Raw genomic sequence first — 20,898 nt, forward strand, 5'->3', positions numbered from 1 at the left:
CCTCACCCACGGTCCCTCGGATGGGTGATACCTGAGGCGTACTTCTGCCGTGAGCCGCGCCCGGCTCAGGAGTCCGCCCTGCGGTGCACCCGTGCGATCCAGTCCGCCGGTTTAGCGATCTCCGCCTTGGTGGGGAGGGTGTTCGGCGAGGTCCAGACCCGGTTGAAGCCGTCCATGCCGGTCTCCTCGACCACGGCCCGTACGAACCGCTCCCCGTCCCGGTACTGGCGCAGCTTGGCGTCGAGGCCGAGCAGTTTGCGCAGCGCCTGGTCGAGGCGGCCGGCGCCGCGGGCCCTGCGCTGCTGGAACTTCTCGCGGATCTCGGCGACCGACGGCACGACGGCCGGTCCGACGCCGTCCATCACGTAGTCGGCGTGGCCTTCGAGCAGGGACATCACGGCGGTGAGCCGGCCGAGGATCTCGCGCTGTCCGGGGGTCTGCACCAGCTCGACGATGCTGCGGCCGTCCTCGTTCTCCTCGCCCTCAGGGCGTCCGCCGGCGAGCGACTGCGCGGCCTCGCGGAGCCGTTCGACGAGGGTCATCGGGTCGACCTCGGTCTGGTCGAGGAATGACTGGATCTCGCCCTGGAGGTGGTCGCGCAGCCAGGGCACGCCGGTGAACTGGGTGCGGTGGGTCTCCTCGTGGAGGGCCACCCAGAGCCTGAAGTCGTGAGGTTCCACGTCCAGTTCGCGTTCGACGTGGACGATGTTGGGGGCCACGAGCAGCAGCCGGCCGCCGCCGTTCGCGGCGGCGGGGAGATCGCGGGTGGCGGGGGCGAACGTCTCGTACTGGCCGAGGACGCGGGACGACATGAACGACAGCAGCATGCCCAGCTCCACGCCGGTCACCTTGCCGCCGACCGCGCCGAGCACGGCGCCGCCGGGACCGCCGGGGCGGCGTTCCTGCATCTTCGCCAGGAGAGGCTTGAGCAGCTCGCGGAATCCGGCGACGTTCGCCTTGACCCAGCCGGCCCGGTCCACGACCAGGACGGGGGTGTCGGGCGGCTCATGGCCGTCGGGAATCATGCGCGTGTACGCGCGGACGTGCTCCTCCGAGGACTTCGCGTGCCGCCGCAGCTCGGCGACGATCTCTCGCGCCTCGTCCCGGGTCACTTCCGGTCCGGGCCGCACGAGACGGGTCGCGGTCGCCACCGCGAGATTCCAGTCGACCATCTGGGCACCACCGATGCTCGTCATGCGTCAACCGTACGTGCTCGGCCCGGGGAGCGGTGGGGTGTGGGCGGCCCGGTTCTTCCCCTACCGGGCCCTTAGGGGACGCCCGGGGCGGTCAGTGGGCCGCCAGGAAGGGACCGGAGCGGGCCGGTGGGGGCGCTCGTTACGGGACGAGGGCCGCGGAGAGCCGGTCCAGGGCCTTCTGGGCGCTGCCGGGGGCGGGGGTGGAGCCCGCCATGAAGGCGAAGGCCAGCAGCCTGCCCCGGCCGTCGACGACCGTGCCCGCCAGGGCGTTCACCCCGGTGAGCGTGCCGGTCTTGGCGCGGACGAGGCCGGCGCCGGGCCCGGCGTCCGCGTACCGGCTCCGGAGGGTGCCGTTGAACCCGGCGACCGGCAGTCCCGTGAGCACGGGGCGCAGCTCGGGACGTGCGGGGTCGGCGGCGCGGGCCAGCAGCGCGGTGAGCAGGGCGGCGCTGACCTTGTCCTGGCGGTTGAGGCCGCTTCCGTCGGCGAAGCGGGCGCCGGTGACCGGCAGACCCAGCTTCCTGAGCTCGGCGCCGACGGCCCGGCCCGCGCCCTCGAAGCTGGCGGGTTCACGCGCGGCGATGGCGGTCTGCCGGGCCAGGGACTCGGCGATGTCGTTGTCGCTCTCGGTCAGCGCCCGTTCGACGAGATCGGAGAGCGGACGGGAGTAGGTCCTGGCGACGGTCTTCGAGCCCTTGGGCGGCTTGCCGGGCTCGGGCGCCGCGGTGGTACGGATGCCTCGCTCGCGCAGCAGCCCGGCGAAGACGCGGGCGGCGTCGCCCGCCGGATTACCGCTGCGGGGGGCGGGTCCCCTGCGGGATGCGTCGAGCCGGCCCTGATCGGCCATCAGGGCGACGACGGGGGCGATGTTGTCGTTGGGGCCGATCGGGTGCTCCCGGCGGCCCGAGTAGAGGGAGGTGTCGTAGCGGAACTCGACCTTGGTGACGCCCCGGTCGCGCAGCGCGCGGGCGGTGTCGTCGGCGAGCGCGCTCAGTCCTGCCCGGCCGAGAGTGGCGTCGCCGCCGCCGACCAGGGTGATCCTCCGGGCGTCCGCGGTGGAGCTCACGGTGGTGGCGATGCGATGGTCGGGGCCGAGCGCGGAGAGCGCGGCGGCCATCGTCGCGATCTTGACCGTGGAGGCCGGGGTCATCGGGGCGCCGGCCGCCTTCCCGTACAGCGGTTCACCGGTCGTGGCGTCGATGACGGACGCCGACCGGGCCTCACCGAGCGCGGGGTCGTCGAGGAGCGGTCCGAGCTTCTTCTTGAGATCGACGGACGCGGTTCCGGCATTCGGGGGCTCGGAGCCGGGTGCGGAGAGCGCGGAGAGCACGCCGGCGGCGCTGGGGGCGGGCGCGGGCGTACGGGGGGCGGCCGGGTCGTGATGTGCGCCACCCGTACGGCTCTGCGCGACCGCCCACTCCCGCTCGGCCTTACGCTGACCGGAGTCCCAGGGGCCGGCCGCGGCCACCGCCGCGGCGGCGAGCGCCATGCCGACCACGACGGAACCCGCCGTGAGCTGCCACACTTTCGGCCCAAGCACGGTTGACCAGCCCCTTTCGCGATCACACTGCTGCGTGGGGGACACTTAATCACTGCGCCTTGCCACGAGCATGGCACCCCGGCCAGGAGTGGCCAGTCAGCCGCTCCCGTACGGGGGGTCTCCTGCGTGAAGCCGCAGCACCACTGACAAATGTGTTGATCATGGAGGAGCCACCCGTGGAGTTCGACGTCACCATCGAGATCCCTAAGGGTTCGCGGAACAAGTACGAGGTGGACCACGAGACCGGTCGGATCCGTCTTGACCGTCGTCTCTTCACCTCGACCAGCTACCCGGCCGACTACGGATTCGTCGAGAACACCCTCGGCGAGGACGGTGACCCGCTGGACGCGCTGGTCATCCTGGACGAGCCGACCTTCCCGGGCTGCCTCATCAAGTGCCGTGCCATCGGCATGTTCCGGATGACGGACGAGGCCGGCGGCGACGACAAGCTGCTCTGCGTCCCGGCGTCCGACCCCCGCGTGGAGCACCTGCGCGACATCCATCACGTCTCGGAGTTCGACCGCCTGGAGATCCAGCACTTCTTCGAGGTCTACAAGGACCTGGAGCCCGGCAAGTCCGTCGAGGGCGCCGACTGGGTCGGCCGCGCCGAGGCCGAGGCCGAGATCGAGGCCTCCTACAAGCGACTTGAGGCCCAGGGCGGCGCGCACTGACCAGGCACTGACCGCACCCCGGCCGCGCGCTTCCGCGTGTGACCGGACAGGGCCTGACCGCCGGAGAGCTGACGGACAGCCGACGGGCGGATGACAGGCGGATGACGGGCGGCGTATCCCGCGAGGGGTGCGCCGCCCGTCCGCGTGTGTGGCTGCCCATGTCCATGCCCATACTGGGCAGATGTGTGGCTGCGCGGCGCCGAGATCCGGGCCCCAGGAGCGAGGGAGCAGAAGGTGGTGGCGGAGTCCGACGGTCCGGAGGACCGGAAGCCTCAGACGGACGAGGCGCGCAGCGCCTTCACTCCGCCGTCCGGAGTGGAGCAGCCGCCGCTTCCCGAGGACGACCATCCGACTTCGGAGTTCGCGCTTCCCAAGGGGATGAGTACGGAGCAGCCGGCCGAGCCCGAGGGCTCGGCCTTCGATCTGCCGGGCGGTACGTCGCCCGGCGCGGCCGGTGGCCGGGGGCCGTCCCCCGCGTACACCCCCGCCCGGGGCGTCCCGGTGATCCGGCTGAACAAGGAGGCGCCCTGGCAGGACCGGATGCGCACTCTGCTGCGCATGCCGTCCGGCGAGCGCCCCGTACCGGAGCGGGTCCAGCGCCACGACGACCAGGGGCCTGCCGTGCCCCGGGTGCTCGACCTGACGCTGCGCATCGGTGAGCTGCTGCTGGCCGGCGGCGAGGGCGCCGAGGATGTCGAGGCCGCCATGTTCGCGGTCAGCCGCGCGTACGGCCTCGACCGCTGCGAGCCGACCGTCACCTTCACCCTGCTGTCCATCTCCCATCAGCCGTCGCTGGTGGACGACCCGGTAACGGCCAGCAGGACCGTACGCAGACGGGGCACCGACTACACCCGGCTGTCCGCCGTCTACACGCTCATCGACGACATCACCACCGAGGACACGGACGTCACGCTGGAGGAGGCGTACCGGCGGCTCGCGGAGATCCGCCGTAACCGCCACCCGTACCCCGGCTGGGCGCTGACCGTGTCGAGCGGGCTGCTGGCCGGGGCGGCGTCCGTGCTGGTCGGTGGTGGCGTGGTGGTGTTCGCGGCGGCGGCGCTCGGCGCGATGCTCGGCGACCGGCTGGCCTGGTTGTGCGCCGGGCGCGGGCTGCCGGAGTTCTATCAGTTCGTGGTGGCCGCGATGCCGCCCGCCGCGATGGGGGTGGCGCTGACGCTGCTGGGCCCGCATGTGTCGTGGGAGGGCCGGCCCTCGGCGGTGATCACCGGTGGTCTCTTCGCGCTGCTGCCGGGGCGGGCGCTGGTGGCGGGGGTGCAGGACGGGCTGACGGGCTACTACATCACCGCCGCCGCACGGCTCCTGGAGGTCATGTACTTCTTCATCGCCATCGTCGTCGGTGTGCTGCTCGTGCTCTATCTGGGCGTTCAGCTGCACGCGCAGCTGACGCCGGAAGCGGCGTTGCACAGCGATGTACGGCCGGTGGCCCAGACCCTCGCGGCGGTGACGCTGAGCTTCGCCTTCGCGATCCTGCTCCAGCAGGACCGCTCGACCGTGCTGATGGTCTCGCTCAACGGCGGTGTGGCCTGGATCGTCTACGCGGCGATGCATGACGTGGGCGGGATCTCGCCGGTGGCCTCGACGGCGGTCGCCGCCGGTCTGGTGGGGCTGTTCGGGCAGCTCTTCTCGCGCTACCAGTTCGCTTCCGCGCTGCCCTACATCACGGCGGCGATCGGACCGCTGCTGCCGGGCTCGGCGACCTACTTCGGGCTGCTGGGCTTCGCGCAGAACGAGGCGGCCCGCGGGCTCGCGTCGCTCTCCCAGGCGGTGGCGCTGGCGCTGGCGATCGCCGTCGGGGTGAACCTCGGTGGCGAGATCGCCCGGCTGTTCCTCACGGTGCCGGGGGCCGCCCAGGCGTCGAGCCGCCGCGCGGCCAAGCGGACGCGCGGCTTCTGACGAGTCTCGGGAGGGTCAGCGCTTGGCGTGGCGGCCGCGGCCGCCACTGCCCGGGGCGCCGCCCGGCGTACCTGGCGCGCCCGGCGGCGTACCGGGAGCGTGCCCGTCCGTCATGGCCGTCCCCGGACCGACCAGACCGTCGTCGACGCCGGGCTGCTGCGCGGCGGCCTTCTTGGACTTGGAGCGCGCCCGCAGGAACTCGATGACGATCGGCAGCACCGAGAGCACCACGATCGCGATCAGGATCATCTCGATGTTCTTGTGCACGAACTCGATCTTGCCGAGCGCGGCCCCCAGCAGCGTGACGCCCGCGCCCCAGAGCGTGCCGCCGATGATGTTGTACGTGATGAACGAGCGGTAGTTCATCCGGCTCACACCGGCGATGATCGGCGTGAACGTACGGACGACGGGCACGAAGCGCGCGAGGACCAGCGACTTGGGGCCGTACTTCTCGAAGAATTCGTGCGCCTTCTCGACGTTCTCCTGCTTGAAGAGCTTGGAGTCCGGGCGCTTGAACAGCGCGGGACCCACCTTCCGGCCGAAGAGATAACCGACCTGGTCACCGACGATCGCGGCGAGCACGATCAGCAGACAGACCAGCCAGAGCGGAGTCTTGAGGGTGCCGGACGTCACCAGCAGGCCGGTGGTGAAGAGCAGCGAGTCACCCGGCAGGAAGAAGCCGATGAGAAGGCCGGATTCGGCGAAGACGATGACCAGAACACCGATCAGCCCGAAGGTCCCGATCAGATAATCCGGATCCAGCCAGCTGGGTCCGAGCGCAAGGGTGGTCACGGGTTCCGGACTCCTGTGTCATTAGTCGGTCGATCGTCGATTCGGCGTGGTCGGCCGCGCACAAGCTATCAACGCCTACCTGCCCTCCCAGGTTCCACCCGGCCCCTTACCGACGCACTCCGGATCCGGCCGGGGACCCACACCGGACGCAGCCGGGGCAGACCCGCCCAAAGCCGCGGACCGGCCGGGCGCGACCACGCCCGGGAAAGCGGGAGCGGGGCGTTACGTGCGGTTACGGTGAGCGCGTGGCCCATGACGCTCCGTCCGCTGCCCCTTCCCCCGGCCCGTCCCCCTCGGCCCGCACCCTGCTGCCGCTGGTCGTGCCCTCCCTGGTGGTCGGCGCGGTCTCGGCGCTCGTACTGCTGGGCGTGAGCACGCTCGCGGATCAGCTGAAGGACGTGCTCTGGGAGACGCTGCCCGACGCCCTCGGGATCGGCCACTACTCCACGCTCTGGATGATCGTGATGCTCACGGCCACCGGGCTCGCGGTGGGGATCGTCGTACGCCTGGTGCACGGGCACGCCGGGCCGGACCCGGCCACCACCGGACTGGTCGACGAACCGATGCCGCCCGGGGTGGTGCCGGGGCTGCTGGTGGTCACGGTGCTGGCGCTGGCCGGCGGGGTGAGCCTCGGCCCGGAGAACCCGATCACCGCCGTCAATGTCGCGCTCGCCTACTGGCTGGGCCGCAAGGCGGCGCCCGACGCCCCGGGCGCGATCTGGCTCCCGCTCGCCGCCGCGGGCACGATCGGGGCGCTGTTCGGTACGCCTGTGGCGGCCGCGCTGATCCTCACCGAGACGCTCGCCGCGCGGCCGGGCCCCGGCTCGCTCTGGGACAAGCTGTTCGGCCCGCTGATCGCGGCCGGCATGGGCGCGCTGATCACCGCTCTGGTCGCCCATCCGACCTTCGACCTCGCTCTGCCCGCGTACACCGGCACCCACTGGGGCGATCTGCTGGCGGCGCTCGTGATCGCCCCGCTCGCGGCGGCGCTGGGGCTGGCCGCCGTCTACGCGTTCCCGTACGTCCACGCCTTCTTCCGGCGCCTCGGCCACCCCGTTCTGGCGATCACCGCCGGCGGGCTGGTCCTCGGTCTGCTGGGGGCGCTCGGCGGGCCGCTGACGCTGTTCAAGGGACTGCATGAAGTGAAGACGCTGGCCGCCGATCCGGACGGCTGGTCGGCGGGCTCGTTCGCGCTGATGACGGTGGTGAAGCTGGCCGCGCTGCTCACCGCCGCCGCCTGCGGCTTCCGGGGCGGGCGGATCTTCCCCGCCGTCTTCGTCGGGGTGGCGCTCGGCCTCTGCGCCCACGCGCTGGTCCCCGCCGTACAGCCCAGCCTGGGGGTGGTCTGCGGGGTGCTCGGCGTCCTGCTCGCGCTCACCCGGCAGGGCTGGCTGAGCCTGTTCACCGCGGCGGTCCTGGTCGCCGATCCGAACGTGCTGCCACTGCTGTGCGTCGCCGCCCTGCCCGCCTGGCTGCTGGTCACCGGCCGCCCCCAGATGCAGCTGCACGAGGACGGCACGCCCTTGCGGTGACCGGCCGAAACCCGGCGGGCGGTTCGTCCCGTTCATCCGTATTCTCGCGGTGGGAACCGTACCCACCCCGAGGAGATCCGCCGATGCCACTCCACCGAGGCGCGGACAGGGCAGCCGGAGTGCCCCAGAGCGAACGCGACGAGCTGCTCAGGCTGTCGATCAACCCCTTCTACGGCGAGGCCGATCCGACCAGCGAGATGACCTCGGCGCCGCCCAGGCACCGGCTCCCCGACGGCCCGACCCCACCGGACACGGCGTACCAGCTGGTCCATGACGAGCTGATGCTCGACGGCAACTCGCGGCTCAACCTCGCCACCTTCGTCACCACCTGGATGGAGCCGCAGGCCACGCTGCTGATGGGGGAGTGCCGGGACAAGAACATGATCGACAAGGATGAGTACCCGCGCACGGCCGAGCTGGAGCGGCGCTGTGTGGCGATGCTCGCCGACCTCTGGAACGCCCCGGACCCGGCGACGACCGTCGGCTGCTCGACGACGGGGTCCAGCGAGGCCTGCATGCTGGCCGGGATGGCGCTCAAGCGCCGCTGGGCCGCCCGTAACGCCGCGCGCTACCCGGCGACGGCCCGGCCCAATCTCGTCATGGGCGTCAATGTCCAGGTCTGCTGGGACAAGTTCTGCAACTTCTGGGAGGTCGAGGCGCGGCAGGTACCCATGGAGGGCGACCGCTTCCATCTCGACCCGGAGGCCGCCGCCGAACTCTGCGACGAGGACACCATCGGGGTCGTCGCCGTCCTGGGCTCGACCTTCGACGGCTCGTACGAACCCGTCGCCGAACTGTGCGCGGCGCTGGACGCGCTCCAGGAGCGTACGGGGCTCGACATCCCCGTCCATGTCGACGGGGCGTCGGGGGCCATGGTCGCGCCCTTCCTCGACGAGGACCTGGTCTGGGACTTCCGGCTGCCGCGCGTCTCCTCCATCAACACCTCCGGGCACAAGTACGGGCTGGTCTACCCGGGCGTCGGCTGGGCGCTGTGGCGCTCGCCCGCCGAACTCCCCGAGGACCTGGTCTTCCGCGTCAACTATCTGGGCGGAGACATGCCCACGTTCGCGCTGAACTTCTCCCGGCCGGGCGCGCAGGTCGTCGCTCAGTACCACACCTTCCTGCGGCTGGGCAGGGACGGTTACCGCGCCGTCCAGCAGACCGCGCGGGACATCGCCGGGAAACTGGCCGGGCAGATCGCGGAGCTGGGCGACTTCCGGCTGCTGACACGGGGGAACGAGCTGCCCGTGTTCGCCTTCACCACCGCGCCAGGCGTGACGGCCTTCGATGTCTTCGACGTCTCGCGCCGGCTGCGCGAGCACGGCTGGCTCGTGCCCGCGTACACCTTCCCCGCCAACCGCCAGGATCTGTCCGTGCTGCGGGTGGTCTGCCGCAATGGCTTCTCGGCCGATCTGGCCGCGCTGCTGGTGGCCGATCTGAAGCGCGTGCTTCCGGAACTGCGCAGCCAGGACGGCCCATTGGGACGGGACAAGTCGAAGGCGACGGCCTTCCACCACTGAGCGCGTACGCGGCCCCGCCCCGGAGAGTGGCCCCGCCCCCGGAGCTACTCCCCGGGGGCGGGGTCCGACGTGGTGCGACGTCAGCGGCTGAGCCTCCCGAACCGCCGTACCGCCAGCGGGAAGAAGAGCGCGAGCAGCGCCACCGGCCAGAGGACCGCCAGCGTCCCGGCGTGCTCCGCCGCCCAGGAGCCGGCCGTAGCGCCGGCTCCCCCGCCCGGGGTGCCGAACAGGTCCCGTACCGCCGTGGCCGTCGCCGACATCGGGTTCCACTCGACGACCGCGCCCAGCCAGCCCGGCATCGACTCCGGCGTCGCGATCGCGTTGGAGAGGAAGCCGACCGGCCAGACCAGGATCTGCACCGCCTGCACCATCTCGGGCCGGCCCGCCACCATGGCGAGCTGGATGCCGATCCACAGCATCGCGAACCGGAACAGGAGCAGCAGCCCGACGGCGGCCAGGAAGTCCGCGGGGCCGCCGTGCCAGCGCCAGCCGATCGCGTACCCGACCCCGATCAGCACGGCCAGGCCGAGAGCCGACTGGAGCATGTCCGCCACACTCCGGCCGACCAGGACCGCCGACGACGCCATGGGCATCGAACGGAAGCGGTCCACCACCCCCTTGTTCAGGTCCTGGGTGACGGCGAGCATCGTCGACTCCAGGCCGAAGGCCATGGTCAGGGCGAGCATGCCCGGTACGAGGAACTCGACGTACGCCCCCTCGATCCCCCGGCCACCGCCGATCAGAAAGCCGAACATCAGCAGCAGCATCACCGGGAAGACCAGTCCGACGACGACCTGGACCGGCTGCCGTGCCCAGCGGGCGAGTTCGCGCCGGGTCATGGTCCAGGAGTCGGCGAGCGCCCAGCCGAGCCCGCCGCCTTCAGGGGCCGTGGACGCCGTTGCCGTGGCGTTCACCGTCGTCACGCCGTCACCTCCCGCTGATCCCGCGGGGCGGCCCCGCCCTTTCCCGTGAGACGGAGGAAGACCTCGTCCAGCGTGGGCCGGCGCAGCGCGATGTCCTCCGCCTCGATCCCCTCCACGTGCAGGGCCCCCACGGTCTCGGTCAGCGCCGCCATCCGGTCCGCCACCGGCGCGCTCAGCAGCCGCCGGTCCACGTCCGTACTGACGGCGTACGTACCTGTGGTGCGTGCCAGCGCCCGCGCGCCGTCCGCGAGCCGGTCCGCGTCGCGCAGGACGACATCGATGCGGTCGCCGCCGATGCGCGCCTTGAGTTCGTCGGCCGTGCCCTCCGCGATGACCCGTCCGCTGTCCACCACCGAGATGCGGTCGGCCAGTTGGTCGGCCTCCTCCAGATACTGCGTCGTCAGCAGGACGGTCGTACCGCCGCCGACCAGCGAGCGCACCGCGCTCCACACCTCCGCCCGGCCGCGCGGATCGAGGCCGGTCGTCGGCTCGTCCAGGAAGAGCACCTCCGGGTCGGTGATCAGGGACGCCGCCAGATCGAGCCGGCGCCGCATGCCGCCGCTGTACTGCTTGACGGCCTTGCGCCCGGTGTCCGCCAGCCCGAACCGTTCCAGCAGTTCGTCGGCCCGCTCCCCCGCGCGCCGGGCGCCGAGGTGGTAGAGCCGTCCGAACATCTCCAGGTTCTGCCGGCCGCTCAGATCCTCGTCGAGGGCCGCGTGCTGTCCCAGCAGCCCGATCCTGCGCCGCACTTCGCGCGCACGGGTCCGCACATCGAGCCCGGCCACCCGCACCAGCCCCTCGTCGGGCCGCAGCAGCGTGGTCAGGATCCGTACGGCCGTGGTCTTGCCCGCGCCGTTAGGACCGAGCACGCCGTGCACCGTGCCGCGTTCCACCGTCAGATCGAATCCGTCGAGGGCCCGCTTCTCGCCGTACCGCTTCCGTGCGCCCGCCACCACGATCACGTCAGTCACATCGGTCAATGTCTTCGCCTCCCACCCTGGTAATCAAATTTGACTACCGAGCCGGAAGAGTAACCCCGGCCCTTCAATTGGTCAAACTTGATTAGTGATGATCTCCGTCATCGGGGACGCCCGTCGCGTACGGGTTCACCTCGCCCTCGGCGAGCACCCCCACAAAGGGCTCGCCCTCACCCGCGAAGGTGTATGCACCGCCCTCGATGCGCTTGATCAGACCCCGCGTCCACTCCGCGCCCGAGTCCGCGGAGTGCACCCACAGGTTCATGATCTCGCCGATGTGCCCGAGCTGTTCCGGGCCGTCCTCGGGCACGTAGTGCTCGGTCACCGCGGCCCGCCATGCCTCGATCCCGGCCACCCGCTCCTTGAGCAGCTCCACGACCTCGGCGCGCGGCAGATCGACGATGGCGCCGATCCCCGCCGACAGCACGTCCATCTTCTGGTCGTAGGTGGTCAGCGCCTCGCGCAGCAGCCGCAGATACTCCTCGCGGCCCGCGTCCGTCAGCTCGTACTCGGTACGCGGCGGCCCGCCCGCCGTGCTCGGCGCGACCTCGTGCGCCAGCAGCACGCCCTGCTTCGCCATCTGCTTGAGAGCGTGATAGATCGACCCGGGCTTGGCGTTGGACCACTCATGGGCGCCCCAGTACTCCAGGTCATTGCGCACCTGATAGCCGTGGGCCCGGCCGTGCTGGCGGACCGCGCAGAGTACGAGCAAACGGATCGCTGACATTGCTCCAGGTTAAGACGTACTCCGCGCCCGACTCAGCGCGCGACCCTTCAGAAGGGGAACGCGGTACGGCCGTGCTGCACCGAGATCCACTTCTGCGTCGTGAACGCCTCCACCGTCGAGTCGCCGTTGAGCCGGCCGAGCCCCGAGAACTTCTCCCCGCCGAAGGCCACCAGCGGCTCGTCCTGCACGGTCGAGTCATTGACGTGCACCATGCCGGTGACGATCCGCTTGGCGAACGCGACGCCACGCTCCACATTCGAGGTGTGCACGGCCCCGCTCAGCCCGTACGGGGTGTTGTTGGCGAGCCGTACCGCCTCTTCCTCCCCGTCGAACGGGATCAGCAGCACCACGGGCCCGAAGATCTCCTGCTGCATCAGCGCGGAGTTCTCGTCCAGCCCCGCCAGCACCGTCGGCTCCACGAGATTGCCGCGCGTACGCCCCCGTACGAGCGCGGTCGCACCCTCCGCCAGCGCCTGGTCCACCAGCGCCGTCAGGGCGTCCGCCTGGAAGGTGTTGATGACCGGGCCGATCTGGGTCTCGGGGTCGCGCGGATCGCCCGTCCTGAGCGACGCCACCTTCGCCACGAACTTCTCGGTGAACCGCTGCTCGACACTCCGGTCCACGAGGATCCGGTTGGCGGCCATACAGACCTGGCCCTGGTAGACGAAGCGGCTCACGACCGCCGCGTCCACCGCGTAGTCGAGCCCTGTCTCGTCGAGGTCGTCGAGGACGACCAGCGCGCTGTTGCCGCTCAGTTCGAGGATCGCCCGCTTGAAGTTGCCGCCCGCCACCGCGCCGACATGGCGGCCGACCCGGTCCGAGCCGGCGAACGAGATCACTTTCGGTACGGGGTGCTCGATGAGCGCGTCCCCGACCTCCGCGATGTCCGTCACCACGACGTTGAGCAGCCCGGCCGGCAGCTCCGCGTCCTCGAAGAGCTTGGCTATGAGCCCGCCGCCGACGACAGGCGCGTTCTGGTTGGGCTTGATCACGACGGCGTTGCCGAGCGCGAGCGCCGGCGCCACCGACTTGATCGTCACCAGGAAGGGGAAGTTGAAGGGGCTGATCACGCCGATGACACCGACGGGCAGCCGGTAGACGCGGTTCTCCTTGCCGTCCACCGGGGACGGCAGGATCCGGCCCTCGGGCCGCAGCGACAGCTGTATCGCCTCGCGCAGGAACTCCTGCGCGGCACTGACCTCGTACACCGCCTTGAGCCGCGTACCGCCCAGCTCATCGATGATCGCCTCGATGATGTCGTCCTTGCGCTCCTCGACCAGCCTGAGGACACGCTCGAAGACCCGGCGACGGGTGTACGGATTGGTCGCGGCCCAGGCGCGCTGCGCGCGTTCGGCGGCGCGGTACGCCTCGTCGATCTCCCGGACCGTGGCGATCGTGATGGCCGCGAGCTTCTCCCCGTTGTACGGATTGAAGTCGATGATGTCCCACGAGCCGCTGCCGGTCCGCCACTCGCCGTCGATGTACTGGTGGGCCAGGTCGGTGAAGTAGGACATGCGATCCCTTACTGCAGGTGCTGCAGGTGCAAACTCCTGATATGACGCCATCGTACTGATGTCTCAGATCAGTTGGAGCAGTCCGCGCAGGACATCTCGGCTCTCCTCGGGTCCCGGGCTGTCCTGCTGTAGTCGCCCCATCACGCGTTCGTACTGGGCGACCTCCTCGCGCTTGTCCAGATACAGCGCACTGGTCAGCTGCTCCAGGAAGACGACATCGGAGAGATCCGACTCGGGGAAGCTCAGCATGGTGAAGGCGCCGCTCTCGCCGGCGTGGCCGCCGAAGCTGAAGGGCATCACCTGGAGCGTGATGTTCGGCTGCTCCGAGATCTCGATCAGATGTCTCAACTGCCCCTGCATCACGGACCGCTCGCCGTACGGGCGGCGCAGCGCGGCCTCGTCGAGGATGGCGTGGAAGCGCGGCGCGCGCTCGGAGACGAGGACCTTCTGCCGCTCCAGCCGGAGCGCGACCCTGCGCTCCACCTCGGCGCAGGGCGCCTCGGGCTGGCCGCGGGTGACGACGGCGTGCGCGTACGCCTCGGTCTGCAACAGACCGTGCACGAACTGCACTTCATAGATACGGATCAGTGAGGCGGCACCTTCGAGACCGATATATGTCTGGAACCAGCCGGGCAGCACATCGCCGAAGCTGTGCCACCACCCCGCGACATTCGCCTCCCGGGCGAGGCCGAGCAGGGCAGCGCGCTCGCCCTCGTCGGCGACCCCGTAGAGGGTCAGCAGGTCCTCGATGTCTCTGGCCTTGAAGCTCACCCGTCCCAACTCCATACGGCTGATCTTGGACTCGGATGCGCGGATCGAGTAGCCGGCGGCCTCACGTGTGATGCCGCGCGTCTCGCGCAGCCGCCTCAGTTGTGAGCCCAGCAGGATGCGCCGCACCACGGAACCGCCCGATTCGGCTGCGGTCACGTCTCCAACCCTCCCCATCACATGTGGATCTCCCCGGAGCACCCCCGAACTCCAAGTGCCGGATTCTGCCATCAAAACGCTTCAGCCCGTACTCATTCGATTACGGAAATAAGAAGGCTTTGCGGAGAGACCAAAACTGGTCACGGGGAGAAATACCCCGGAAACGTCACGGGAAGGGCGAAGTCCGGCGCGTGCACGTGCATCTGCCCTTGCATCTGCCGTACGCATTCGGAACCATGGTCCCCGCGCACCTGCGTGCTCGTTCGTGATTGACGTGTTGTGACGCTGGACCTCCGCAGTATCGCTACGGCCGCGAATCCCGGGAGTGCCTCGCATGGGGACGAATGGATCGACCATGCTCGAGCCGTTAAGGCAGGGGCTTCCCCCCATCGATCCCTCGGCGGCCGCGGGTTCGGTCTCGTGCGCCCTCCCCGCCCGCTATGAAGCGGTGCGCGGGGCCAGGCAGTTCACCAGAACCACGCTGACCCAGTGGGAGCTGAGCGACCGCTTCGACGATGTCGCGCTGGTCGTCTCCGAACTCGTCACCAACGCGCTGCGGCACGCCCTGCCGGCCGACACCCCGCGCGAGCCCCAGGACGCCTCCGTACGGCTGCATCTGATGCGGTGGTCGTCGCGGCTGGTGTGCGCGGTGCGGGACCCCAGCCACGCGAGCCCGGAGGCGCGGAAGAGCGACGAGGACTGCGCGGCGGAGTCCGGCCGGGGGCTGTTCCTGGTCGAGTCGTTCAGCGACACCTGGGGCTGGCATCCGCTGGCGGGATCGCTGCACGGCAAGGTGGTCTGGGCGCTGTTCCAGCTACAGGCGGCCGACTGACCGTCCGGTGTTCTGGGTTATGGAGGGTGGGCTTGCTGCCTGAGGTGACGGCAGCGGGCCATTTCGGCCATGAGGACACGGGAATTGGCCGGAACTGGTTGAGCCGTATGCTCAGCTGTACGCCCAGCCGGTAGGCACAGCAGCCCACGGTCGGTCAGCCGCTGTCGGTCAGCCGCCCGCCGTCAGATGGTCGAACTCCCCGTCCTTGACGCCCAGCAGCATGGCCTCGATCTCGGCGATCGTGTAGACCAGCGCGGGACCGTCGGGGTGGCGTGAATTGCGCACCGCCACCTCGCCGCCGGGCAGCTTGGCGAACTCCACGCACGATCCTTGGGAGTTGCTGTGCCTGCTCTTCTGCCAGACGACTCCGTGAAGCTCTGTGGCCGTAATGCCGTTGTACACGTGGTGCACAGGTCGCTCCCCGAGTTGCAAGGTGCAGTCGTCAACTTTCTCGGATCATAGCTGTGTTTCATGTGCTGATGCATGAGCAAATGCACGTGCACGCGGGGTGTTCCTTTGGTTACAGGCGCACCCCCGGCCCCGATCGCCCGCGCTCTCCATAGAGACGCGTTTCAGGGCCTTCAGGATCCCTCGCCGGGCCGAGTGGTCTCCGTGTACCCCGCGGAGACAAGAAGACTCCCCGCGCGGTTCGAGCGCGGGGAGTCTTTGTGTGGGGGTGGACGGCGCCGTCCACCGGTCAGCGCGGCGTCGAGCGATACGGCAGCAGCGCCATCTCCCGGGCGTTCTTGATGGCGCGCGTCAGCTGCCGCTGCTGCTGGGCGCTGACCCGCGACACCCGGCGGCTGCGGATCTTGCCGCGGTCCGAGAGGAACCGCCGCAGCAGGTCGGTGTCCTTGTAGTCGATATACGTGATGCCCGCGGCGTCCAGCGGATTGGGGCGGGGCGCGGGCGGCTTGCGGTCCGCACGACGGGGGGACATCAGACCTCCAGGAGGTTGTCGAAGGCGGGCGGAAGGCGCTTCCAGGCGGCGCGGCCCGCGGTGTACTCGGCATCGGTCAGCAGACAGGAGTCCAGTAGCTGTTCGATGCCCTCCCGGTCGAGGCCGGGCGAGGTGAAGACCAGATGCTGGCAGCGGTCGCCGTGCAGGGGATGCCAGTCCAGCGCGGCGGCGGCCCGGCGCGGCGGCGGGACCGACTCCCAGGCGGCGTCGGGCAGCGCCGCCAGCCAGGGCCCCACGCTCTCCACGCAGAGCGCGCCGCCGGCCGCGTCCCAGTGCAGCAGGGTGTCGGGGCGGTCGGCGAGCCAGAACCGGCCGCGGCTGCGGGCGGCGGCGCAGGCCAGATCCTCCAGCGCCTGGTAGAGCCGCTCGGGGTGGAAGGGGCGCGCGCGGTGCCAGACGTATGTACCGACCCCGCACTCGTCCGCCTCCTGCGGCAGCAGCGCACAGGCCGGGTGCTGACGGGCCGCGGCGGCATCGACGTCGAATCCGCCGAGCGCGACGGCGGCCAGTTCCCCGGCCGACGCGCCCTCGCCGTCGATCCGTACCTGCCGTGCCGTCGGGTGCAGTTGGGCGAGCAGCGCGCGGTCCTCGTCGTCCGCGAGCGGGCTGTCCACGACGGCGAGCACCGGCGCGTACTCCAGCTGCCGCGCCCAGGTGTCGGCGATCGTCCGCTGGTCGGAGGCGGCGGCCGCGAGCCCGGCGGCGGCCAGATCGTCGCCGTTGCCGAGGTACGGCAGCAGCAGCGCCGGGTCGACGGCGGTCAGCACGGAGCTGACGACCAGCAGCTCGCCGTGCGCCGCGATGACCTCGGCCATGGCCCGGGGCTCGACCGAGTCCCACAGCTCGACGATCGCGAGCCGGGTGAGACCGCCGTCCGCGAGCCGTTCCAGCTCGGGTACGAGATCCTCCCTCAGGGCGCAGCAGGCACAGTCGTTGACCAGCGGCGCCTCGCCCGTGGAGACCAGTTCGGTGGCGTCGCGGACGGTCCGTACGACGGTGCCGCCCGTGGCCGTCGACAGATCGTGGTGGAGCGCGACGCTGCCGGGCACGGTGGCGAGAAGCCGCCGTACGGCCGCCTTGCGGGCGTCGGAGTGCAGCCCGCAGACGATCGCGACGGGGAGTCTGTTGTCGATGTCTCCCACTAACGGGCCTCGGGGCGGCGGCCGTAGCGGCGCTCGAAGCGCTCCACGCGGCCGGCGGTGTCGAGGACGCGCGCGGTACCCGTATAGAAGGGGTGGCTCGCCGAGGAGATCTCGACATCGATGACGGGGTAGGTGTGGCCGTCCTCCCAGACGACCGTCTTCGTGGCGGTCGCGGTCGAGCGGGTGAGGAAGGCGTAGTCGGCGGCCTTGTCGCGGAAGGCGACGGGCTGGTACGCGGGGTGGATTCCGGGCTTCATGTCGGCCTCTTCGTTCTCTGTCTCTGTCGCTTGCTGCGCGATTACTCGCTGCCGCTCAGCGTTCTTCGCGGAAGTCGGTGTGCCGGCGGACGAGCGGGTCGTACTTGCGCAGCGTCAGGCGGTCGGGGTTGTTCCGGCGGTTCTTGCGGGTGACGTACGTGTAGCCGGTCCCCGCGGTGGAGCGGAGCTTGATGATCGGGCGCAGTTCGTTGCGTGCCATGGGGCTAGTATATGGAAATGGTTTCCATTTCCAAAGAGAAGGATGTGTGACCTTGTCCGCCCACTGCCAGCTGACCGGGGCCAAGCCCGGCTTCGGCAATCAGATCTCCCACTCGCACCGGCGCACCTCCCGCCGCTTCGACCCCAACATCCAGCGCAAGCGCTACTGGCTGCCGAGCGAGGGCAGGCATGTCCGGCTCACCCTCAGCGCGAGGGCGATCAAGACCATCGACTCCATCGGCATCGAGGCCGCCGTCGCCCGGATCCGTGCCCGCGGGGTGAACGTCTGATGGCGAAGAAAAGCAAGATCGTCCGCAATGAGCGGCGCAAGGAGGTCGTGGAGCGGTACGCCGTGCGCCGCGCCGAGTTGAAGGAGATCATCCGGCGCCCCGGCACGCCCGAAGGCGAACGGCTGGCCGCGCGGGAGGAATTGCGACGTCAGCCGCGTGACGCGAGTGCCACGCGGGTGCGGAACCGGGACGGCGTGGACGGCCGGCCGCGCGGCCATCTCAGGAAGTTCGGCCTGTCCAGGGTGCGGATGCGCGAGCAGGCGCACGCCGGATTCCTTCCGGGTGTGCGCAAGTCCTCCTGGTAGTTTTGCGCGGTCCGGCCACCGACCAGGGGGACTTGAACGTGCAGAAACTCGTACGGACCAGTACGGCCGCGGCCGGGCTCGTCGCGGCACTCGCACTCGCGCTCACGGGCTGCGGCGGTGACAGCGGCGACCCGGCGAAGGACGAGGGCGGCACCACGGCACCGAGCGGGACCGGCGGCGAAGGTTCCGGTTCGACCGCGGACTCCGGCTCCGGCGCGGACGCGGACGCGGCGAGCGTCGAGGGGACGTGGGCCGGGCTGAGCGACGGCAAGACCGTCGCCCTGTCGGTCAAGTCCGGCAAGGTCGCGCTCGTCGCGGACCAGCATGTCTGCCAGGGCGCGGTGGAGGACATGGGCGAGCCGATGTTCTCCCTCAAGTGCGCCGACGGCAACACCGACCGCACCATGGGGACGATCGAGTCGAATGACGGCAAGACCCTGGTGATCTCCTGGGGCAAGGGCGTGAAGGACACGCTGACGAAGGCCGGGGACAGCAAGCTGCCGACGGACCTGCCGACGTCGTGACGTCGTCCTGCCGGCGTCGCGCCGACCGGCTGACCTGAGATCGGACCGGCCGGCCTCAGGTCAGCGGGCGGGCCGGATACGGCCGCGCCGGTCCGTCCCGCCCGGCCCGTCAGCCGCGCCCCGTCCGCCCGGCACCCGCGCGGCGTCCGCCGCGGAGGTGCCGTGCGTCCAGCCCTCGGCGTCCGTCGCCCCGCGCACGCGCGTGGCCACCGTCTCCGGGAACATCCGGTCCGTACGGTCGGCCACCGCCACCTCGCGGGCGGCGAGTACGGGCAGCAGCCCGCCGACGCCCTCTTCGGCCGCCCGCGTTGCGCTCTCCTGCTCTGCGGTCACCTGCTCCGCCGTCACCTGTTCCGTGGCCAGGGTCAGGCGTTCGCCGATGCGGTGGGCGTACGCCAGCAGGAACGACTGCCGGAATGTCTTCGTCCGCTTGCGCCCGGCCGCGCGCTGGGCGGCCTCCGCGCGGGTCATCGCGGCCGTGCCCTGGACCAGCAACGAGGTATGGAGCAGCTCGACCGCCTCCAGGTCAGGCTCGAAGCCGACGACCGTCGAGAAGCCGTACGCGCTGTTCCAGACGGCGCGGCAGCGGTTCGCGGAGGCCACGGCGTCGAGCAGGATCGCCTTCGCCGTCTCGTACGGAGCGTCCACCCCGATCCGGCACGCGCCGGGCACATCGCCGCGGTGGGTACGGTCGGCGAGCAGCGCCTCGTCGATGCTGTGCCGCGCCATCAGCTCCTGCGCCTTGGCGGTGAGCGCCTCCGCCTCCTGCGGGTATCCGGTCGCCTCCGCCTTGGCGAGCAGGGCGCGGATCCGGGTGAGCATGCGCGGCTCGCCGTCCGCGGGGGCGGTCAGATGGACGGGCGTACCGGGCACGGGACCGACCGGTTCGATCGCGGGCAGCCGGACGAGCAGCAGATACAACTCCAGTACGGAGGTGGCGTACGAGAAGCGGTCGGCCCGGTAGGGGCGCGCTTCCCGCTCCGCGTCGAGGTCCGCGAGCTGGGCGGCCCAGCGCGGCGGCAGCGACTCGTAGCGCCGCGCCTCCGCCGCTATGAGCTCGGCGAGAAGCCGCAGGTGCGGGCCGTCGAGGTCGCGGCGTACGAGGCGCCCGACATCGGCGGGCCCCCAGCCGCGCTCCCAGGCCAGCCGTACGAACTGCTCGCCGCGCCGCCGCAGTTCCGCGTCCGCCGCCGGATCGGCGGCGAGGAGGGAGGCGCCGGTGTCGATGCCGTCGGCGCTGCCGGCGTCCCCGGCTCGCGCGGAGAGTACGGCCGCGAGGGCGCGCTCGACGGTACGGGCCGCCGCGCCGGCGGTGTCCTTGTCGGTCATGCCGCGGCCTCTATGTGTTCCATGATCATGCGGGGTGCCTCCTCGGAACTGCTCCTTGCCGCGTTCCGATGGTCGCAGGTCCTGGTCGCAGGTCCGCATCCGTGATCTTTATCCACAGGCTGTGGATATCTCCTCGCCGTTTCGTACGGCGCACTACCGTGGACGCTCCGACCGATGACGTCACAGAGAAGGCACGGGGCATCCATGGGCGAGAACAAGCGGCGCATGCTGGCCGGGGAGTGGTACCTCCCCGACGACGAGGAGCTGGGCGCCGAGACCGAACGGCGCTTCGCGCTGTGCGCGGCGTACAACGCGAACGGCGGCGCCGCGGCGGCCGATCGCGCCAAGATCCTTGCGGAGCTGCTCGGTTCGGTGGGGGAGGATGTCCGTATCCGGCCGCCCTTCCAGTGCGACTACGGGACGTACATCAGTATCGGCGCCCGTACGTTCATCAACTTCAACGCGGTCTTCCTGGACGCGGCGCCGATCACCGTCGGATCGGACGTCCAGATAGGCCCGAACGTCCAACTCCTCACCCCGACCCATGAACTCGGCGCGGAACGGCGCCGCGCGGGCTGGGAGAGGGCCTCGCCGGTGACGATCGGTGACAACGTCTGGCTGGGCGGCGGGGTGATCGTCTGCCCGGGAGTGACGATCGGCGAGAACACGGTGGTCGGTGCGGGGTCGGTCGTGACGAAGGACCTTCCGGCGGGTGTGCTGGCGGTGGGCAATCCCGCGCGGGTGATCCGCGAGTTGGAGGGCTGAGCCGGGGCGCCGTCGCTATCTCGCGGGGGCGGTGGGGGCGG

The 20,898-nt window shown here is 70.7% G+C and carries 23 protein-coding genes; 9 read left to right on the forward strand and 14 right to left on the reverse strand.

Translation table 11 applies throughout. The features are described 5' to 3' along the window. Positions 1-65: 65 nt before the first annotated feature. Entirely contained in the window at positions 66-1,196 is a 1,131-nt protein-coding gene (locus tag IF11_RS0127705) for a zinc-dependent metalloprotease (protein WP_030354478.1), read from the reverse strand. A gap of 139 nt (positions 1,197-1,335) precedes the next feature. Then, the gene (dacB, locus tag IF11_RS0127710; protein ID WP_051746295.1) at positions 1,336-2,685 is read right to left on the reverse strand and encodes a D-alanyl-D-alanine carboxypeptidase/D-alanyl-D-alanine endopeptidase; all 1,350 of its coding nucleotides are present in this window, start codon (positions 2,683-2,685) and stop codon (positions 1,336-1,338) included. A 227-nt stretch (positions 2,686-2,912) separates the two neighbouring features. Between dacB and IF11_RS0127715 the strand changes: the two genes are divergently transcribed. Both IF11_RS0127715 and IF11_RS0127720 read left to right on the forward strand, forming a co-directional pair. Beyond that, positions 2,913-3,407, forward strand: a complete 495-nt coding sequence (locus IF11_RS0127715) for an inorganic diphosphatase (RefSeq protein WP_003968257.1) — start codon at positions 2,913-2,915, stop codon at positions 3,405-3,407. Positions 3,408-3,644: 237 nt separating this feature from the next. Next, the gene (locus IF11_RS0127720; RefSeq protein WP_078490961.1) at positions 3,645-5,321 is read left to right on the forward strand and encodes a threonine/serine exporter family protein; all 1,677 of its coding nucleotides are present in this window, start codon (positions 3,645-3,647) and stop codon (positions 5,319-5,321) included. 15 nt (positions 5,322-5,336) lie between these two features. Here IF11_RS0127720 and IF11_RS0127725 read toward each other — a convergent pair whose 3' ends face one another. Continuing rightward, positions 5,337-6,113 carry a DedA family protein gene (locus tag IF11_RS0127725; RefSeq protein WP_030354481.1) on the reverse strand — a complete coding sequence of 259 codons (777 nt, stop codon included), beginning with the start codon at positions 6,111-6,113 and terminating at the stop codon, positions 5,337-5,339. A gap of 245 nt (positions 6,114-6,358) precedes the next feature. Between IF11_RS0127725 and IF11_RS0127730 the strand changes: the two genes are divergently transcribed. Then, positions 6,359-7,645: an ion channel protein gene (locus IF11_RS0127730; RefSeq protein WP_030354482.1), complete on the forward strand. Its 1,287-nt coding sequence runs from the start codon at positions 6,359-6,361 to the stop codon at positions 7,643-7,645. 83 nt (positions 7,646-7,728) lie between these two features. After that, on the forward strand, positions 7,729-9,165 hold the full coding sequence (gene gad / locus IF11_RS0127735; protein ID WP_030354483.1) for a glutamate decarboxylase: 1,437 nt from the start codon (positions 7,729-7,731) through the stop codon (positions 9,163-9,165). A gap of 80 nt (positions 9,166-9,245) precedes the next feature. On the opposite strand, the gene IF11_RS0127740 is transcribed toward gad, so the two are convergent. From IF11_RS0127740 to IF11_RS0127760, 5 genes are all read right to left on the reverse strand, one after another. After that, entirely contained in the window at positions 9,246-10,079 is an 834-nt protein-coding gene (locus IF11_RS0127740; protein ID WP_030354484.1) for an ABC transporter permease, read from the reverse strand. Between the two features lie 5 nt (positions 10,080-10,084). After that, positions 10,085-11,059, reverse strand: a complete 975-nt coding sequence (locus IF11_RS0127745) for an ATP-binding cassette domain-containing protein (protein ID WP_030354485.1) — start codon at positions 11,057-11,059, stop codon at positions 10,085-10,087. Between the two features lie 91 nt (positions 11,060-11,150). Then, entirely contained in the window at positions 11,151-11,792 is a 642-nt protein-coding gene (locus tag IF11_RS0127750) for a PadR family transcriptional regulator (protein WP_030354486.1), read from the reverse strand. A gap of 47 nt (positions 11,793-11,839) precedes the next feature. Next, positions 11,840-13,306, reverse strand: a complete 1,467-nt coding sequence (locus IF11_RS0127755) for an aldehyde dehydrogenase family protein (RefSeq protein WP_030354487.1) — start codon at positions 13,304-13,306, stop codon at positions 11,840-11,842. Between the two features lie 63 nt (positions 13,307-13,369). Further along, on the reverse strand, positions 13,370-14,251 hold the full coding sequence (locus tag IF11_RS0127760; RefSeq protein ID WP_051746287.1) for a helix-turn-helix domain-containing protein: 882 nt from the start codon (positions 14,249-14,251) through the stop codon (positions 13,370-13,372). A 316-nt stretch (positions 14,252-14,567) separates the two neighbouring features. Here IF11_RS0127760 and IF11_RS0127765 point away from each other — a divergent pair, with 316 nt between their 5' ends. After that, positions 14,568-15,065, forward strand: coding sequence for an ATP-binding protein (locus IF11_RS0127765; protein WP_037728744.1), 498 nt, complete (start codon positions 14,568-14,570; stop codon positions 15,063-15,065). A 168-nt stretch (positions 15,066-15,233) separates the two neighbouring features. On the opposite strand, the gene IF11_RS0127770 is transcribed toward IF11_RS0127765, so the two are convergent. The 5 genes from IF11_RS0127770 to rpmG all read right to left on the reverse strand — a co-directional run bounded on the left by IF11_RS0127770 (position 15,234) and on the right by rpmG (position 17,645). Beyond that, positions 15,234-15,476 carry a DUF397 domain-containing protein gene (locus IF11_RS0127770; protein WP_030354490.1) on the reverse strand — a complete coding sequence of 81 codons (243 nt, stop codon included), beginning with the start codon at positions 15,474-15,476 and terminating at the stop codon, positions 15,234-15,236. Between the two features lie 286 nt (positions 15,477-15,762). Next, complete coding sequence (gene rpsR / locus IF11_RS0127775) at positions 15,763-16,005, reverse strand: 30S ribosomal protein S18 (RefSeq protein ID WP_030354491.1); 243 nt, start codon at positions 16,003-16,005, stop codon at positions 15,763-15,765. Then, positions 16,005-17,159, reverse strand: a complete 1,155-nt coding sequence (locus IF11_RS0127780; protein ID WP_030354492.1) for a CobW family GTP-binding protein — start codon at positions 17,157-17,159, stop codon at positions 16,005-16,007. Before IF11_RS0127780 ends, rpsR begins: the two co-directional genes overlap by 1 nt. Positions 17,160-17,167: 8 nt before the next feature. After that, the gene (locus tag IF11_RS0127785; protein WP_030354493.1) at positions 17,168-17,425 is read right to left on the reverse strand and encodes a type B 50S ribosomal protein L31; all 258 of its coding nucleotides are present in this window, start codon (positions 17,423-17,425) and stop codon (positions 17,168-17,170) included. 55 nt (positions 17,426-17,480) lie between these two features. Next, complete coding sequence (rpmG, locus tag IF11_RS0127790; protein WP_030354494.1) at positions 17,481-17,645, reverse strand: 50S ribosomal protein L33; 165 nt, start codon at positions 17,643-17,645, stop codon at positions 17,481-17,483. A 52-nt stretch (positions 17,646-17,697) separates the two neighbouring features. Between rpmG and rpmB the strand changes: the two genes are divergently transcribed. From rpmB to IF11_RS0127805, 3 genes are read left to right on the forward strand one after another with little or no spacing between them, the layout of a single operon-like run. Next, complete coding sequence (gene rpmB / locus IF11_RS0127795; RefSeq protein WP_030354495.1) at positions 17,698-17,934, forward strand: 50S ribosomal protein L28; 237 nt, start codon at positions 17,698-17,700, stop codon at positions 17,932-17,934. Continuing rightward, positions 17,934-18,239 (forward strand): 30S ribosomal protein S14, encoded by a 306-nt coding sequence (gene rpsN / locus IF11_RS0127800; RefSeq protein ID WP_030354496.1) that lies wholly within the window; start codon positions 17,934-17,936, stop codon positions 18,237-18,239. The genes rpmB and rpsN overlap by 1 nt, the downstream gene beginning before the upstream one ends. A 38-nt stretch (positions 18,240-18,277) precedes the next feature. Continuing rightward, a complete protein-coding gene (locus IF11_RS0127805; protein WP_030354497.1) occupies positions 18,278-18,763 on the forward strand; it encodes a hypothetical protein in 486 nt (161 codons plus the stop codon). Positions 18,764-18,823: 60 nt separating this feature from the next. Here the strand turns inward: IF11_RS0127805 and IF11_RS0127810 are convergent, their stop codons facing one another. After that, positions 18,824-20,092, reverse strand: coding sequence for a DUF2786 domain-containing protein (locus IF11_RS0127810; protein ID WP_051746289.1), 1,269 nt, complete (start codon positions 20,090-20,092; stop codon positions 18,824-18,826). A gap of 204 nt (positions 20,093-20,296) precedes the next feature. On the opposite strand from IF11_RS0127810, the gene IF11_RS0127815 reads away from it, so the two are divergent. Beyond that, a complete protein-coding gene (locus IF11_RS0127815; RefSeq protein WP_030354499.1) occupies positions 20,297-20,857 on the forward strand; it encodes a sugar O-acetyltransferase in 561 nt (186 codons plus the stop codon). Positions 20,858-20,898: the final 41 nt, after the last annotated feature.

It is taken from the genome of Streptomyces scopuliridis RB72 (assembly GCF_000718095.1).
GTDB classification, from domain to species: Bacteria; Actinomycetota; Actinomycetes; order Streptomycetales; family Streptomycetaceae; genus Streptomyces; species Streptomyces scopuliridis.